A 14,726-nucleotide genomic window follows, 5' to 3' on the forward strand; every position below is an offset into this window, starting at 1 on the left:
CGTTCAGAATTACCTTTAATAAGTACTTCTTTGCGCTATATAATTAATTTTTAGAATCGCCATGAGTTCTCCAAGAAACTTAATTGTGCACAAATAGTTGCGATATGAAAATGTAGCGAAACTATACTTTTATTAAGAGGAGGGATCAGATGGATTGGGTGATGAGGATGAATCGAGCATTGGATTACATTGAATTGAATCTAACTGGAAAGATCGAATTGAAAGAAGTTGCTAAATGTGCTTGTTGTTCTTCACATCAGTTCCAGCGAATGTTCTCATTCATTACAGATGTGTCTCTTGCGGAATATATAAGGAGAAGAAGACTTACTCTCGCTGCAATTGAATTGCAGAATAGTGATCTGAGAGTAGTTGATATTGCGATAAAGTATGGTTATGAATCTCCAGTTTCATTCGCAAGGGCTTTTCAATTATTACATGGTGTTAATCCAGCAATGGCCCGAGAAGAAGGGACCTCCCTCAAAGCCTTTCCTCGGCTTTCCTTCCTTATTTCAATTAAAGGGGAAAAGGCGATGAACTATCGTATTGAGACAAAAGAATCCTTTCAAGTATTCGGTATTGAAAAAGTATTTCAATTAAACGGAGCAGATACTCCAGCAGAATTATGGAAGCAATGCCATGCTAACGGCGAGGTTGAAAGGCTGGCGGACAATGCTGGAGACCTACCAACCTGTTTAAATCAGAACTATCATAAAATACATGCTGTTTGTAGCTATAAAAAAACAGATGAGGATCATTTTCCTTATATGGTGTCCGCATTCAAAGGGGATTCAAGTAAAACTGAGGGGTACACAAGTGTAACCATACCAGCTCAAACCTGGGCAATTTTTTCCTCTGATCCGTTCACTTGGGACAAATTTGATGAAACCATTGAGACATTATATAAACGGTTCTTCTCCGAATGGCTTCCTACTGCTGGATACGAACAGGTCGATGGGTTGGAATTTGAAATTACAGGAGCTAAAGACGGGCTTAATTTCGTTGAACTATGGTTTGCCGTAAGAAAAATAAATGAGTTGTGATTGTTTCAGAGAGCTTCTTCTTTGAATATACTTGTTAAAACAGATAGAGTAGTTTGCACTTCGCAACTGCTCTATTCTGCTAGCGGGAAACGTTTAGTTCACTCATATAAAAAAAGCAGCAGATTAATGGGAAGTGTACCTATGTATTTCCTCAAACATACTTTAAAACTCGAATTATGAAATGAAAATATGTCGGATTTGTTGTATATAAATATGAAAGCGTTTCCTTTACAATGAAATCAAACATATATATCGGGCCGAGATGGCAACGATAACAGACTGCATTAACCGAACGGAAAAGGTGTGTGGTTGTTTAAATAATTTGAATGTGAGGAGAATGTACAATGGCCATGATTCGATGCAATTTTTTCTCAGAAACGTTAGGACTCAGCACGTCAATGACCGTTATTGTACCTCAGGCAACCAGGGGGCAAATCGGGATGAAAGGCGTTGCTACCCGGGAACGGCATCCCGTTCTCTGGCTGCTGCATGGCGGCTCTGATGACGATACGATTTGGATGAGACGGACATCGATTGAACGTTATGTTTCCGAGCTGGGCCTTGCTGTCGTGATGCCTCAAGTCCAATTAAGCTTCTACACGGATATGGCGTATGGAGGAAAGTACGGTACCTTCCTGATGGAAGAACTGCCTCAGATTGCCCGGTCCTTGTTTCCGCTATCAGACGCTCGCGAGGAAAATTTCGTCGCTGGGTTATCGATGGGTGGTTACGGCGCATTCAAATGGGCGCTAAGCAAGCCTGATATGTTCGCTGCGGCGGCTGGACTTTCGACGGGTAATTTCCCGTTTTGGAGCCCGGGGCCGGACGGCGAGTTCCCTCCGTTTCTGCGTCTCGCATTCGGAGACGGACCACATGCAGGAACGGATAACGATCTTTATCATCTGATTCAGTCCAATGATCGCACGTCTGGACCAAAACCCGCGTTTTACCAAGCTTGCGGTACGAATGATTTCCTGTACGATCTAAATATTGATCTGAAGGAAGCGTTTGAGCGTTCTTCACTGGATTATACTTACGCTGAAGAGCCAGGTGTACACGATTGGGCCTTCTGGGATAAAACAATTCAAGACGTGTTGAAATGGCTTCCTTTAGATCGTGCATGACATGTACTGTGACCTATCCAAAGTAGAAATGATCATCATTGAACTAACGGGAAACGTTAGCTCTATACCATTAAGAAAGCAGTCGATTCATTGTGATCGGCTGCTTTTTGTTCACCTAACGGGGCAGGATTGTTTAATTTTACTGGGAAAGAAAGAGTTATGAAGCGAAAAAATAAAAAGTTGTGTATTTAAAAATCAGGTGATATCATAAATAGACCGGCCGGTCGGTTTATTGTTTAAGACATTAACATGAGATTTGTGGTATTGATTATTGGAAACCTCTTCGAATATATTAAATACTTAAACCAGTTGATGTATTGGAGTGAGTAAAATAAATGGATGCCAAGAAGTCTAATACGAGGGATGTTATTTTGGAGGTAGCCGCTCAATTATTTGCTAAGCAAGGTTATCATGGTACCACCTTAAATCAAATTATTGAAGCTAGTGGATCACCGAAGGGATCATTATATTATTACTTTCCAAGTAAAGAAGCGTTAGCCATTGCATGTGTGAAATTAACTCAATTTAGATTACAAAGCAAACTTCAGGAACAAGTAATGAAATTTCCCAAGCCAGAAGATTTTATGCAGGCTTTTGTACTTAACATGGCTGATGTTATAGATCAGTTTGGAACCGATAAATTCGTTCCATTCGGATTCCTGGCTGCTGCGGAGACTTCATCGGTGAGTGATTCGCTCCGTGATGCTTGTCAGGCTGCATTTGCGGAGTGGAAGGATACCTTATCCAACAAACTCGTGGAAACGGGGATTTCCGAGGATCGGGCAATTGAAATGGCAGAGGTTTCTGTATGTTTAATTGAGGGTGCTATTATTATGTCGGTAGTCGAGCGCAGTTCAAGACCAATGCGCCGAGCAGCCGGTCATGTTCCAGCAATTTTCCGGGAATAGTCGAGAGTGGATAGATCCAAGACAATGATTCGTAACCATTGTCTGTCCATATTATATAGGGCGGTCTATATAATATATAATAAAGAGAAATAGAGGAGTGGAACGATGCAAGCTTCAGCAGCAACAGCAGGTACGGATTTTGAAGCAACAAAAAAGGATTATAAAATATTTCCCATGGTACTCGCCTTTTTAATTAGTGGTTTTATTGGTTTATTTGGGGAAACAGCCTTAAATGTTGCGATGACTGACTTAATGCAAATATTTAATGTGGGATCATCTACAATTCAATGGTTGACTACAGGGTATTTGTTAACCATGGGGGTTCTCGTTCCTTTATCAGGCTTATTGAATCAGCGCTTCACGACTAGACAGCTTTTCATTACCTCACTTATTTTTTCAATGACTGGGGCCTTTATTGGAGCCTTAGCTCCAAGCTTTGGAGTCTTAATGGTTTCACGTATTGTTCAGGCAGTCGGTACGGCCTTAATGCTGCCACTTATGTTTAACACGATCTTAATTATTTTCCCCATTGAAAAACGTGGGGCTGCAATGGGTCTTGTTGGTCTAGTTATCATGTTTGCTCCTGCGATTGGACCTACCATTGCTGGCTTGCTTGTAGAAGCATTGAGCTGGCATTATATCTTCTGGATTTCGCTCGTCTTCCTTGCCGTGGCACTTCTTATTGGGATCTTTAAAATGAAAAATGTTTCCACGACAAGTAAGCCCCGAATTGATTTGCTCTCTATGTTGTTATCGACGGTTGGATTCGGAGGAATTGTTTTTGGTTTTAGTAGTGCTGGTGAAGGGGAAGGTGGTTGGACAAGCCCAACCGTACTCGTTTCGTTGGCCATCGGTCTTGTCGCGCTGATTATATTCACGATCCGTCAGTTGAAAATGACAACACCTCTACTTGATTTGCGTGCTTTTAAATACCCGATGTTTGCCATTGGGTCACTATTGGTTGGCCTATGCTTCATGGTCATTCTATCCTCCATGCTTGTACTTCCAATGTACTTGCAAACCGCATTAGCTTTCTCTACGCTTAGCGCAGGTTTGATTCTGCTACCAGCGAGCGCATTAAACGGAATTCTAGCTCCGTTTATGGGGAAATTGTTTGACAAATACGGACCGAAATGGATCGTCTTACCTGGTCTTGTTCTGGTATCAATTGCACTATGGATGTTTTCCACGGTAAGTCTGAGTTCGACGGTTACCTTCATCATCGCTGTTCATATCCTAATGATGATCGGTGTTTCGATGATTATGATGCCATCACAGACGAATGGACTCAATCAGCTTCCACCACAGCTGTACCCACATGGTACGGCGATTATGAATACATTCCAACAAGTGTTCGGAGCGATCGGTACGGCTGTCGCGGTCAGTGTGATGAGCAATGGGTCTGAGAAGTTTATAAAAAATGCCGAAAATCCAAGTGACATCTCGCTTATACCAGCTGCCATGACTGCCGGCGTGCATAATGCTTTCATTTTTGGAATGATTATTGCGCTTATCGGGCTGGTCCTGTCCTTCTTTCTCAAGAGAGTAACGATTAATCGTCAACACTAGTTCATTGATCAATGAACTCATCTTTTTTATCAGGCAGCCAATCAATCTGATTGGCTGCCTGTACCCCAGTAAATTTCTGTAATTCTGTTATTAATATGATCAGGAAAGAAAGCGGGAAAAATGATCATAAACATTCTGTACAGACAAGGATGAAATTACAGATGATGGGAGATGACCTGATAAAGTGTTATCTAATCTAATCTAGATGATTTGATCTATTCTTTAGAATAGGACGTAACCCCCTTTGAATAGAGGTTGTCCACTAACTTGAAAAACTCTTCTGACGATAAATCCTTTTGTCGCTGGAGCCAAAGACGAAATAAGGAAAGGGAGGTTGACAGGTAAAACTCAATCAAGTATGGCGTTAAGGAAGGATCTTGTGGAACATTTAACTCCAACTGACTGAGAGTGATTTCTTTTTTTAAGCGTTTTAGAAATCGGGGACTTCCATAATCACCTAAAAGGGCATTGAGAACCAAGAGATGTTCTTTTTTGTCTAGACAATGGAGCGCATCTTGAACGCTATGCATCGATAGCTCTTTTTTCGACAATTCTTCTTTTATGTCGTTCAATAAGTCATTTTCAAGAGCATCTAACAATTCGTAAATATCAGTAAAGTATTGATAAAAGGTGCTGCGGTTATATCCTGATTTATTCGTGATTTCCTGAACTGAAATTTTCTCGATTGGTTTTTGGCTATATAGCTCACAAAAAACGCCAACAAAGGTTTGTCTTGTTTTCTCTGTTATTTGGGGCTGTTTTTTCATGTTTTCCTCCTACTAGCGTTTAAGAATATCATCCGACAAATCATAAAAAACTGATGGTTGATCAATGAATATTGAAAAATTATAATCACATCATACAACATGTTGTCGGATGATTGAATAAGAAATGGTAAACGGTAGGAGTGGTTTTAATGTCAATTAAACAAGACCGAATTTTAATATTTGGTGCAGGTGTTATCGGGAGCATGTACGCAATGAAGCTTATAGAAGCAGGGTTTGATGTTACCCTATTTGCACGTTCTAATAGATATATATCATTAAGAGAACATGGCCTGCGGTATAAGGAAAAAGGTAAAGTTAAATCGATAAGAGTGAATGTCATTGATACACTCGAAAACGACGATATATACGATTATATTTTCGTTACCGTTCGTTATGATCGGTCCGAATCAGCGTTGTTAACGCTAAAAGATAATCAAAGCAAAAATATAGTTACGATGATTAGTAATTCAAAGGGATTTTCTTCGTGGCTGGATATCGTAGGTGATAGACTTTTACCCGCGTTTCCGGGCTTCGGTGGACAGATTAAAGATGGAATATTGCATACTCGATTTCTACCAAAGATTATAGCGGCAACTGCATTCGGAGAAATTAATGGTCTAGTGACAGAACGCATAGAAAAGCTCGCAACAATATTTAAAACAGCAAAGCTGCCCTACGATATTAAAAAGGATATGCAAGCGTATCTTATCACACACGCCGTATCAGACATTGCCATGTTGAGCGTTTTGCAATCCGAGAATAAGATAATGGACCAAGAAACAGCCAAAACCAGAAATGCGGCTCGCCAAATCACAGTTATTTTAAAAGCGCATCTAAAGGCAATACAAAAGGCTGGCGTTTCCATTGATCCACCAATGCTAAAAATGGTGCTAAAATTGCCAAACTTATTTTTGGATCTTTTCTTTATGACATGGCTACGAACTAAAATGGTTAGAGATATGATGTTGCCGGATTATGCGAATCATGCTAACAATGAGATTGTGCAGCTGCGTAATGATTTAATAAAATTTTTAAGTCAAAATGGTATCAAATCGGAAATGGCTTAACGACAAATCAGAGTACAACTTTTTCGCTTACAGGCAGGACAGGATAGGATAGTCATTTTATCGAACACTAGATAATAAGGGAAATTATGAAGGTCAAATGACTGGGAGTGAGGGTATGAAATTATTACTGACATCTGCAGGCGTTAATAACCAAAGCATACACAACGCATTAGTTGGCATGTTGGACAAGCCGATCGCTGACTCCAATGCCCTGTGCATTCCCACGGCGATGTACGGACATCCCTGGGTTGGCCCTGGCGTGAAAACCTGGGAGTTTATCAGCGGGAAATCCGAGAACCCCATGGTAGACCTCGGGTGGAAGTCTGTAGGCGTGCTGGAGCTCACTGCACTGCCAAGCATCAGTAGAGACCACTGGGAGCCCTTGGTCCGGGAGACAGATGTCTTACTGGTGTCGGGTGGCGATGCTCTCTTCCTAAACCATTGGATGCGGCAATCCGGACTCGCAGAACTCTTGCCTTCACTAAGGGCCGTTTATGTGGGAATGAGCGCAGACAGTATGGTGATGGCACCTAAGATCGGGGAATACTTTGTGGGGTGGACTTCACCTACCGGTGGCGATGAAACGTTGGGACTGGTTGATTTTTCAATTTTTCCGCATCTTGATCACGTCATGCTGCCCAATAACACTATGGCTGCCGCTGAGAGATGGGCCGCAGAGATTCAAGGGCCGGCCTATGCAATTGATGATCAGACCGCCATCAAGGTAGTTGATGGAGCAGTAGAAGTGGTTTCCGAAGGGAATTGGAGGCATTTTACGGTCTAAGTTTCCTCACCGCTGAGGGAACGGGATACGGTGTTGCCTACAATCTGAGCTAGGGTAACAGAAGCTAGTACTTACTCCATAGCCTTCTGTGTATTAGAAAATTGGGGTAATAGAATTTAAACAGGTGGGTCAAAAGATCACTTCCAAAAACATGACAATTCTCACCATTGCAATTTACCTTCACGTGATGTAAAATCACTTGATGGAAAAAACATGAAGGGGTGGGAGTATGAGGTGTACACGACGGACTTACATTCAGTCTACTTGCATAATTTCATATTTCCATTCCATTAGACACTAAAGCAATTATTGCTTTAGTGTTTTTTATTTTATGGGGGTGTAATCATTGTCAAGGTACAAAAGGGTTCTCATTAAGCTAAGTGGTGGAGCAGTAGCAGGAAACTCTGAATTTGGTTTTGAGCCAGAAAGGTTAGACTATATTGCTGATGAAATTATGTCAGTAATAAACTTAGGCGTTGAAGTATCGTTAGTTATAGGTGGGGGTAACATTTTCAGAGGTAATATGGCCGAAAGCTGGGGGATAGAAAGGGCAGAAGCAGATAACATTGGGACGCTTGCGACTGTAGTAAATAGTTTAATGCTTCGTGGAGTTCTTAAAGCCAAGACCAAAAAGGAAGTACGAGTAATGACGGCAATACCTATTACTTCAGTTGCAGAACCATACTTCCGTCTAAGAGCAATCCACCATCTAGAAAAAGGATATATCGTAATTTTTGCAGGGGGGAACGGTCAACCTTACGTGACAACAGACTATCCTTCTGTACAAAGAGCCGTCGAGGTTCATTGTGACGCTTTATTCGTTGCAAAGCAAGGTGTTGATGGTGTTCTTAATGCAGATCCTAAATTGGATAAAGATGCAAGGAAATTTCGTTCACTTCATTACAACGATGTTTTAAAACACAACTTAAAGGTAATGGACCAGTCCGCTTTCATTTTAGCAAGAGACTACAATCTGCCCATGCATGTGTTTAATTTCGATAAACCAGGCTCGATGAAAGAAATTTGTGAAGGGCATAATAATGGTACTATTATTAGCGGTGAATCAATTTTGGAATTGGAATAACAGAACTTCTGTCCGAGGGAGCACTTTTGTGCTCTCTAGATTTCGTAAAGCAAGCCCGTTTCTTTTCAGAGCTCTTGAAAAATAGATAAGAGGAGGCCACTCAATTGAAAGCACTTGTATTTAATAAATTCGGAGGACCGGAAGTCCTAGAATATCTTGAAATTTCGGATCCAGTTATCGGGCCTGACGAAATATTAGTAAGGATGAAAGCCATCGGATTGAATTTTGCAGATATTTATAGAAGGAAAGGGAATTATCATCTTACTGGGAACTCCCCGTTTATTTTAGGTTATGAAGGGGCAGGAGTCGTTGAAAAAACAGGAGCTAATGTCCAAGGAATCAGCGTTGGCGACACTGTTGCATTTGCAGATGTCCCCCATGCTAACGCAGAAAAAGTGGCTGTTCCCATAGAAAAGGTAATTCCTCTTCCAGATACCATTTCATTGGATAAGGCGGCTTCTGTTTTACTGCAAGGGTTGACTGCCCACTATTTAACAAAAGATAGTCTATGACTCCGTAGGCTCCACGCTCGAGGATAGTTTTGCAGTCACTCGCATTGGGGGGACGGTTGTATTTTATGGAATGGCAGGGGGAGACCCTGCTCCTGTTGACCCAAGGATGCTCATGGATACGTCAAAAACGTTGACTGGTGGCGATCTTTGGAATTTCCTTACTTCCCGCGAGGAACGGGCAACCCGTTCAGCCGAGTTGTTCCGCTGGATCGAAGAGGGGAGAATAAAGGTATCCGAGCCTACGGTATTTGCACTACGAGATGGAAGCAAAGCACATCAATTTCTAGAAAGCCGCAAAAGCACGGGGAAAATTTTATTAAGACCATAAAAATCGATGAATCTACCAAGACTCAAGTAGGGCAGATTATTCTTTTGTATCTGGTCAAAGAAAAATGCCCCTCCACCTTGTCGGTGAAGGGGGCTGCGACTGCATGACACTGTTGCAACATCCGCTCATATTCCAGTTCCTGCTGAAATCAGCTCATCACGATGTTTATTTTTTAATTGCTGATGCCAATTTTCATTCACTTGTAGATAACTTTCCTTTCTTGGAGCGGAATACATTCATGGTAAGCGGCAGAGAAGCCAGAAGCATGACTGCCCCAAAAATATAAGGAAGGTTAAGGTTTGTGTCAAATAACGAACCTGCAATAAGCGGACCAAATATGGTTCCAAGACTGGAATATGTGGTATTCAGACCAGATGCATACCCTTGTCGATCTCCTGCGTTTTTGGATATTAGCGTGCTGACGGAAGGCCGCAAAAAAGAATTAAATGCAAAGAATAACGCGGAAGCGAATAAAAGAAAAGCAAGGTTAACTTTGATCAGCATTAACATTAAAGCGATAGGCGCGATAATTAAGGATAGTCGAATTAACCTGATCTCACCCATCCTTTTCACAAACCAATCCAGCAGCCAAACTTGAATAACAATACCGATTATGGCCCCCAGCGTAATAATGATAGAGATGGTTGCAGCATTAAAACCGTATTTTTTCTCTACGAAAAGGGCAAATACCGTCTCATAACTCATGAGACCGAAGGTCATAACGAGAAGTAGAAGTAAGTACTTGAAATAGGGAACTTTAAAGGAACTCAAAACTTTTTTTCCAAGGTGATTTCCATCCGGATTGCGTAAAGAGCGCGTTCTTTTTTCAGGTGCAAGTGTCTCAGGCAATAGGAGGGTCAGCAGCGTAGCGAGCAATCCAAGACCAGCAGCACAGAAATAAGGCACACGTATGCCCATTTCGGCAATGAGGCCACCAAGACCGGGTCCAAGTACCATGCCCAAATTCATGGCTGCTCCAAAATACCCCATACCCTTAGCTCGCGTTTCGTGGGTCGTAATATCGGCCACATAGGCCAAGTTCGATGGGATCATTAAACCCAAGCTGATTCCGCCAATAAAGCGAGCGACATAAAGCAGAGGCAATGAAGTCGAAAGCGCAAATATGACATCAGAAATGACTGAAAGGAACATGCCGGCCATGATTAACTTTTTGCGTCCAAATCGATCAGATAATTGTCCTCCCAGAGGTGAAAATAAGAATTGAGCTGCACCAAATGCAGCGACCAGAAAACCTGCGACAGTTCCGCCTGCATGGAATAGCTTCAAATAATCAGGCAATATTGGAATAAGCATTCCTTGGCCCAATAAAGCTATAAATAGATTTAACATGAGAATGAAGAGTGGGAAGCGAACAGACTTTGGTAACATAAAATGAGCTCCTTTATTTACATTGTGTCAACCTTTACACGATGTAAATATCTTAATATGCAGGTGGAGGATTTGTAAATCGCATTTTATATCAAAATATCTCAACGATTCAATGACTAGTTGAGCGTCTAACAATATTACCAAGTGATCAGCTGATCAGAGTACTGCTGAATTGAAGAAGTATGTTGCAATAACGCTGAATAGAAAATAGCCAATCATTTATATGGTTGGCTATTTCTTCGTATATCATATTGAGCTAACGGGAAATTTTACTCAATAAAAAGCGCAGTCTAGGAATTTAAACTTTTCATAGAATTAAGTTAGTAACATTCCAGCTTTCAATCTTCAATTTGGAGATTTGATTTTAAAGAATTCCTTATATGTCATTGGTTTTCGACCAATCAGATGTTCAAGATCCCCAGACGTCTCCGAGAATTCTCCAGTGTTGATTCCTCTCACCCAACCTAATAAGAAATCAGTCATAAAAACAGGCAAGCCATTTGCTACCATAGTGTCTATATATTCTTCTTCGCTAATTGCCTCATAAGGGATATTTATCTCATTAATCTCCGAGAGGGCTTCAGCGATGTCTGCAAAAGAGCTTCCCTCGCTGCCACTTAAAGTATATGACTTATCTTCGTGTCCGTTTTGAGTAAGAACGGCTGCGTTGGCTGCCGCCAAATCGTCCAGAGATGCAGCGGCTACTTTACCGGAACCCGCTGGTACTCGTACGCCGACTTTAAGCTCATCTCCGAAATACGAATGCATGACTTCAAGATACGGTGGATTCCGAAGAATAGTATAGGCTAATCCGGATGCTTTAAGTGTTTGTTCAGCAAATAAGTCTGAAATCGATACTTCGGGAATAATAAGATTTGAATTTTCTTTTCGTATGATCGACGTGAAAATCACGTGTTTGACACCGGCCTGTTTTGCAGCTGCGATGACGTTGAAATGTTGCGTATTGCGGTCGGTAAATGCTTGCGCGGAAATAAGCATAACTTTTTCAACCCCATTAAAAGCTCGCAGAAGTGAGTCATAATCAAAATAGTCCCCCTGGTGAGCTTCTATACCTTCTTGAACAAACTTTTTGATTTTCTCGGATTCCGGATTACGTACCAATACAGCGACCTGATTGGACGGAACTTTTTTAAGAAGAAGCTCTAGTGTCCTGCTGCCGAGATTACCTGTTGCTCCAGTAATAAGTATTTTACCCATATGAATAACCCCTTTGCACTTTTATTAATGCTTTAATCGTATAACTAGAAAACAATTACAACTTTCCGAATCGTTCACCAGTTTTAAGATCATAGGCTTGACTGAAAGCCTATGTTTCACATTCTTGTTTTCCAATAAAGGTAAATGAGATATGACATCATTAAATGTAACAATCACAGTTACATTATAATCAAAAAAAGGTTATTAACTTACTGTGCAAGTAATAATACTTACCTTAAAAAAAAAATTACTGTCTAACATTCGTCAGTGTACTTCCCCATTCACCGACTGGTTCAAGCCAGCTTACAATTCTATCATCAATAAGGTTGGTAAGTGCACCTTCATACTCAGCACGATAAGGTTTAGTAAGTTCGTGTTGAATCCAACTTTCTCTGGTGCCCTGCCAAATCTCATAGATGACAAGATCATCAGAATGATCAAGATCATCGGAGACGATCGCGTTTACAAAGGCAGGTTCACTTTTGAAGTTGCTAATCATTGCAAATAGACTTTCACGGAAAGCTTCTTTCTGACCAGGCTTAATTTTAAAACGTATATTGAGAATGATTTGATTGTTGTTTGTTGACATCGCTACACACTCCTTTTATTAACTCTTTAATTTTCTTCATGGCCACAAGTCTCATTATGTACGATGTATCACCTTTAAAATAGTACGTACTTTTTGGTGATATAGTAACCAAATAGTGATAATTGTGATGAAGTAAAGAATAAATTGATTTCTAAAATGACTCTATTCCACATTTAATCTCCGATATTCATCCTTATTCAATGCCTTCTCTGCATAATTCTGACCCCAATCACAAAGGGCTCGCAAAGTGGGTTCAAGAGACATACCCATTTCTGATATTGCATATTCCACTTTTGGAGGCACCTGATTGAACATTGTTCTTATAATCAAATGATTACTCTCCAACTCCCGCAAAGATTGTACTAACATTTTCTGAGAAATGGATGGGATGAGCCTTTTCAATTCACCAGTCCGTTTAGGACCTTTTATTAAGTAATATAGAATAAGAGGTTTCCACTTTCCGCCAATGACATCTAAGGTTATTTCCAGATCACAATAAAAAGTTTTCAATTAAGAAACACCATCCCTCATTTAATTTTCAATTATTATATTACATGTGTTGATCCAATCAACCTATCTTGCTGTATATACTGTCTGCTATTATCAATGTCATAAAACGAATTTACATAGTTATATTTGGTTTCGAGACAATCGAACTAACGGGACACGTTAGTTGAAGAATTCATCATTCAGCCACTCGCTGTTATCTGGGCCATCACTCAATCTTACAAGTGTGTAAGGCAATTGTCATTTAAATCAATGGTAGTCGCATAGCTGCTCCTCTAGACTAATCCACATATAGGATTATTTTAAGGGGGAGTTGGCGTGAGGCTTTTAGAAATGCTGCTTTTCTTTTGTAGTGTTTGCTTGTTGGTGCTCCAGTTCGTCAATCATCAACGTATTCGAAAATCGACCTTGCTCGTTATAAGCGGGGCAAGTTTTACTTTCTTAGTGGTACATTTACTTGTCGAAGGATACAGAATTCAACTTTTATTTCTATACGGATTTATAATCCTGATGTTTATCATTTCGCTTATTGGCATTTTCATCAAGCCGAAAGTCGTTCAGATTGTCTCTCGAATGCCAAGGGTACTCGGTAGGCTTTTTATCGGGATAGGGCTAATGGCAACAGGGTGCCTCCTCTACGTGTTTCCCGTCTTCAACCTTCCGGTGCCAACCGGTGAGTGGAAAGTAGGCACGCAAGCTTTTCATTTTATTGACTCAAGCCGCGAGGAAACGTTTGGGAAAAGCGCGAAAGGTAACAGGGAATTGATGGTTCAGGTATGGTATCCGGCTCAGGCTGATCCTGGCCAGTACGCTCCCCTTATTCCGGATACGGAGATTTTACGTTATATGGCTGGGAATTATGGCCTTCCCGGGTTTACGTTTCAGCACCTTCAGTATGTATCCAATCATGCTTATTTGGAGGCCAAAGTCTCTTCGAAACAGAAAGCATACCCATTGATCATTGCAAGTCCCGGTTTTGGCTCTTCGAGGTTCCTCCACACGACGCAAGCTGAACATCTCGCGAGTCACGGATATATCGTGGCAGTGATTGACCACACCTACAATACATTTGCAACCCAGTTTCCAGACGGTCGAATCACAACCGACACAACCAACGACTTATTTTCGCCGGATCAGGATTATAGGGAGAGTAGAACCATTCGCGACAAGTTGGGGGAAGTGTTAACTAACGATGTGATCTTTACGCTGGACCAGTTCGAGCTTATCCAATCGGGACAGATCCCAAGTAATCTAAAGGGAAGGTTGGATCTCGATCACATTGGGGCGTTCGGTCATTCCATCGGCGGTGCGGCTGCTTATGACGCTGCATACGATCCGCGAATCGCGGTCGGAATAGATCTTGATGGAGGGCTTTATCGTTTGAGTGACAGAGAGGGTCTGCAAAAGCCGTTTTTGTTTATCAACTCGGAAAGCTATTACGAAAAATTAAAAATGGTGATGGAAAACCGGGTCTACACGGATGAAGAGCTTAAACGTATGGGTTCAACAAGAGAGTGGGAGGATCAAGTAACGGAAGACAAAAAGTTAGAGCTTGACCGGATGCGATTAGCGGCCGATGAAGGGGGGCAAATCCTTTATATCGAAAATACGGAACACTTGAATTTTACCGATGTACAGTTCATTTCTCCGATGTTCAACCTGCTGGGTATTACAGGAAAGATTGCACCCCAAAGAGCTAACTCCGCTATCAATGCGTACATGCTGGATTTCTTCGATTTGTATCTAAAACATCAAAATGGAACCTTAATGAAAGGACCGAATCGTTTCTTTCCAGAGGTGAATATCGTAAACTCACTGTTATAAATTATGGTGGATGGCA

13 protein-coding genes and 1 pseudogene are annotated in these 14,726 nt (G+C 41.2%); 9 read left to right on the forward strand and 5 right to left on the reverse strand.

Features of this window, described 5'->3' with window-relative positions; translation table 11 throughout:
• Positions 1-149 precede the first annotated feature (149 nt).
• The 4 genes from F4V51_RS07160 to F4V51_RS07175 all read left to right on the forward strand — a co-directional run bounded on the left by F4V51_RS07160 (position 150) and on the right by F4V51_RS07175 (position 4,641).
• Entirely contained in the window at positions 150-1,040 is an 891-nt protein-coding gene (locus tag F4V51_RS07160) for an AraC family transcriptional regulator (RefSeq protein ID WP_153977432.1), read from the forward strand.
• Between the two features lie 344 nt (positions 1,041-1,384).
• Entirely contained in the window at positions 1,385-2,164 is a 780-nt protein-coding gene (locus F4V51_RS07165) for an alpha/beta hydrolase (RefSeq protein WP_153977433.1), read from the forward strand.
• Positions 2,165-2,499: 335 nt separating this feature from the next.
• Positions 2,500-3,072, forward strand: a complete 573-nt coding sequence (locus F4V51_RS07170) for a TetR/AcrR family transcriptional regulator (RefSeq protein WP_153977434.1) — start codon at positions 2,500-2,502, stop codon at positions 3,070-3,072.
• Positions 3,073-3,177: 105 nt separating this feature from the next.
• On the forward strand, positions 3,178-4,641 hold the full coding sequence (locus F4V51_RS07175) for an MDR family MFS transporter (protein ID WP_153977435.1): 1,464 nt from the start codon (positions 3,178-3,180) through the stop codon (positions 4,639-4,641).
• 215 nt (positions 4,642-4,856) lie between these two features.
• Here F4V51_RS07175 and F4V51_RS07180 read toward each other — a convergent pair whose 3' ends face one another.
• On the reverse strand, positions 4,857-5,408 hold the full coding sequence (locus F4V51_RS07180) for a TetR/AcrR family transcriptional regulator (RefSeq protein ID WP_153977436.1): 552 nt from the start codon (positions 5,406-5,408) through the stop codon (positions 4,857-4,859).
• Between the two features lie 149 nt (positions 5,409-5,557).
• Here F4V51_RS07180 and F4V51_RS07185 point away from each other — a divergent pair, with 149 nt between their 5' ends.
• The 4 genes and pseudogenes from F4V51_RS07185 (at position 5,558) to F4V51_RS07200 (ending at position 9,183) form a co-directional block, all read left to right on the forward strand.
• A complete protein-coding gene (locus F4V51_RS07185) occupies positions 5,558-6,475 on the forward strand; it encodes a ketopantoate reductase family protein (RefSeq protein ID WP_153977437.1) in 918 nt (305 codons plus the stop codon).
• 115 nt (positions 6,476-6,590) lie between these two features.
• Positions 6,591-7,259, forward strand: coding sequence for a Type 1 glutamine amidotransferase-like domain-containing protein (locus tag F4V51_RS07190; protein ID WP_153977438.1), 669 nt, complete (start codon positions 6,591-6,593; stop codon positions 7,257-7,259).
• A gap of 346 nt (positions 7,260-7,605) precedes the next feature.
• On the forward strand, positions 7,606-8,343 hold the full coding sequence (gene pyrH / locus F4V51_RS07195; protein WP_153977439.1) for a UMP kinase: 738 nt from the start codon (positions 7,606-7,608) through the stop codon (positions 8,341-8,343).
• A 104-nt stretch (positions 8,344-8,447) separates the two neighbouring features.
• A pseudogene (locus F4V51_RS07200) lies at positions 8,448-9,183 on the forward strand (zinc-binding dehydrogenase).
• Between the two features lie 192 nt (positions 9,184-9,375).
• On the opposite strand, the gene F4V51_RS07205 reads toward F4V51_RS07200, so the two are convergent.
• The 4 genes from F4V51_RS07205 to F4V51_RS07220 all read right to left on the reverse strand — a co-directional run bounded on the left by F4V51_RS07205 (position 9,376) and on the right by F4V51_RS07220 (position 12,889).
• Positions 9,376-10,572 carry an MFS transporter gene (locus tag F4V51_RS07205; protein WP_153977440.1) on the reverse strand — a complete coding sequence of 399 codons (1,197 nt, stop codon included), beginning with the start codon at positions 10,570-10,572 and terminating at the stop codon, positions 9,376-9,378.
• Between the two features lie 345 nt (positions 10,573-10,917).
• Positions 10,918-11,790, reverse strand: coding sequence for an SDR family oxidoreductase (locus F4V51_RS07210; protein WP_153977441.1), 873 nt, complete (start codon positions 11,788-11,790; stop codon positions 10,918-10,920).
• 247 nt (positions 11,791-12,037) lie between these two features.
• Positions 12,038-12,379, reverse strand: coding sequence for an antibiotic biosynthesis monooxygenase (locus F4V51_RS07215; protein ID WP_153977442.1), 342 nt, complete (start codon positions 12,377-12,379; stop codon positions 12,038-12,040).
• A 162-nt stretch (positions 12,380-12,541) separates the two neighbouring features.
• Positions 12,542-12,889 (reverse strand): winged helix-turn-helix transcriptional regulator, encoded by a 348-nt coding sequence (locus tag F4V51_RS07220; RefSeq protein ID WP_153977443.1) that lies wholly within the window; start codon positions 12,887-12,889, stop codon positions 12,542-12,544.
• A 315-nt stretch (positions 12,890-13,204) separates the two neighbouring features.
• Between F4V51_RS07220 and F4V51_RS07225 the strand changes: the two genes are divergently transcribed.
• Positions 13,205-14,710 (forward strand): alpha/beta hydrolase family protein, encoded by a 1,506-nt coding sequence (locus F4V51_RS07225; RefSeq protein ID WP_201281187.1) that lies wholly within the window; start codon positions 13,205-13,207, stop codon positions 14,708-14,710.
• Positions 14,711-14,726: the final 16 nt, after the last annotated feature.

Origin of the sequence: Paenibacillus xylanilyticus, from assembly GCF_009664365.1 — a bacterium.
Taxonomy (GTDB): Bacteria; Bacillota; Bacilli; order Paenibacillales; family Paenibacillaceae; genus Paenibacillus; species Paenibacillus xylanilyticus_A.

What these genes read in the sequence shown, in the direction of transcription:
- F4V51_RS07205 (WP_153977440.1), bottom strand. Translation starts at nt 10,572, where the DNA reads ATGTTACCAAAGTCTGTTCGCTTCCCACTCTTCATTCTCATGTTAAAT.
- F4V51_RS07175 (WP_153977435.1), top strand. Translation starts at nt 3,178, where the DNA reads ATGCAAGCTTCAGCAGCAACAGCAGGTACGGATTTTGAAGCAACAAAA.
- F4V51_RS07160 (WP_153977432.1), top strand. Translation starts at nt 150, where the DNA reads ATGGATTGGGTGATGAGGATGAATCGAGCATTGGATTACATTGAATTG.
- F4V51_RS07180 (WP_153977436.1), bottom strand. Translation starts at nt 5,408, where the DNA reads ATGAAAAAACAGCCCCAAATAACAGAGAAAACAAGACAAACCTTTGTT.
- F4V51_RS07190 (WP_153977438.1), top strand. Translation starts at nt 6,591, where the DNA reads ATGAAATTATTACTGACATCTGCAGGCGTTAATAACCAAAGCATACAC.
- F4V51_RS07185 (WP_153977437.1), top strand. Translation starts at nt 5,558, where the DNA reads ATGTCAATTAAACAAGACCGAATTTTAATATTTGGTGCAGGTGTTATC.
- F4V51_RS07170 (WP_153977434.1), top strand. Translation starts at nt 2,500, where the DNA reads ATGGATGCCAAGAAGTCTAATACGAGGGATGTTATTTTGGAGGTAGCC.
- F4V51_RS07165 (WP_153977433.1), top strand. Translation starts at nt 1,385, where the DNA reads ATGGCCATGATTCGATGCAATTTTTTCTCAGAAACGTTAGGACTCAGC.
- F4V51_RS07210 (WP_153977441.1), bottom strand. Translation starts at nt 11,790, where the DNA reads ATGGGTAAAATACTTATTACTGGAGCAACAGGTAATCTCGGCAGCAGG.
- F4V51_RS07215 (WP_153977442.1), bottom strand. Translation starts at nt 12,379, where the DNA reads ATGTCAACAAACAACAATCAAATCATTCTCAATATACGTTTTAAAATT.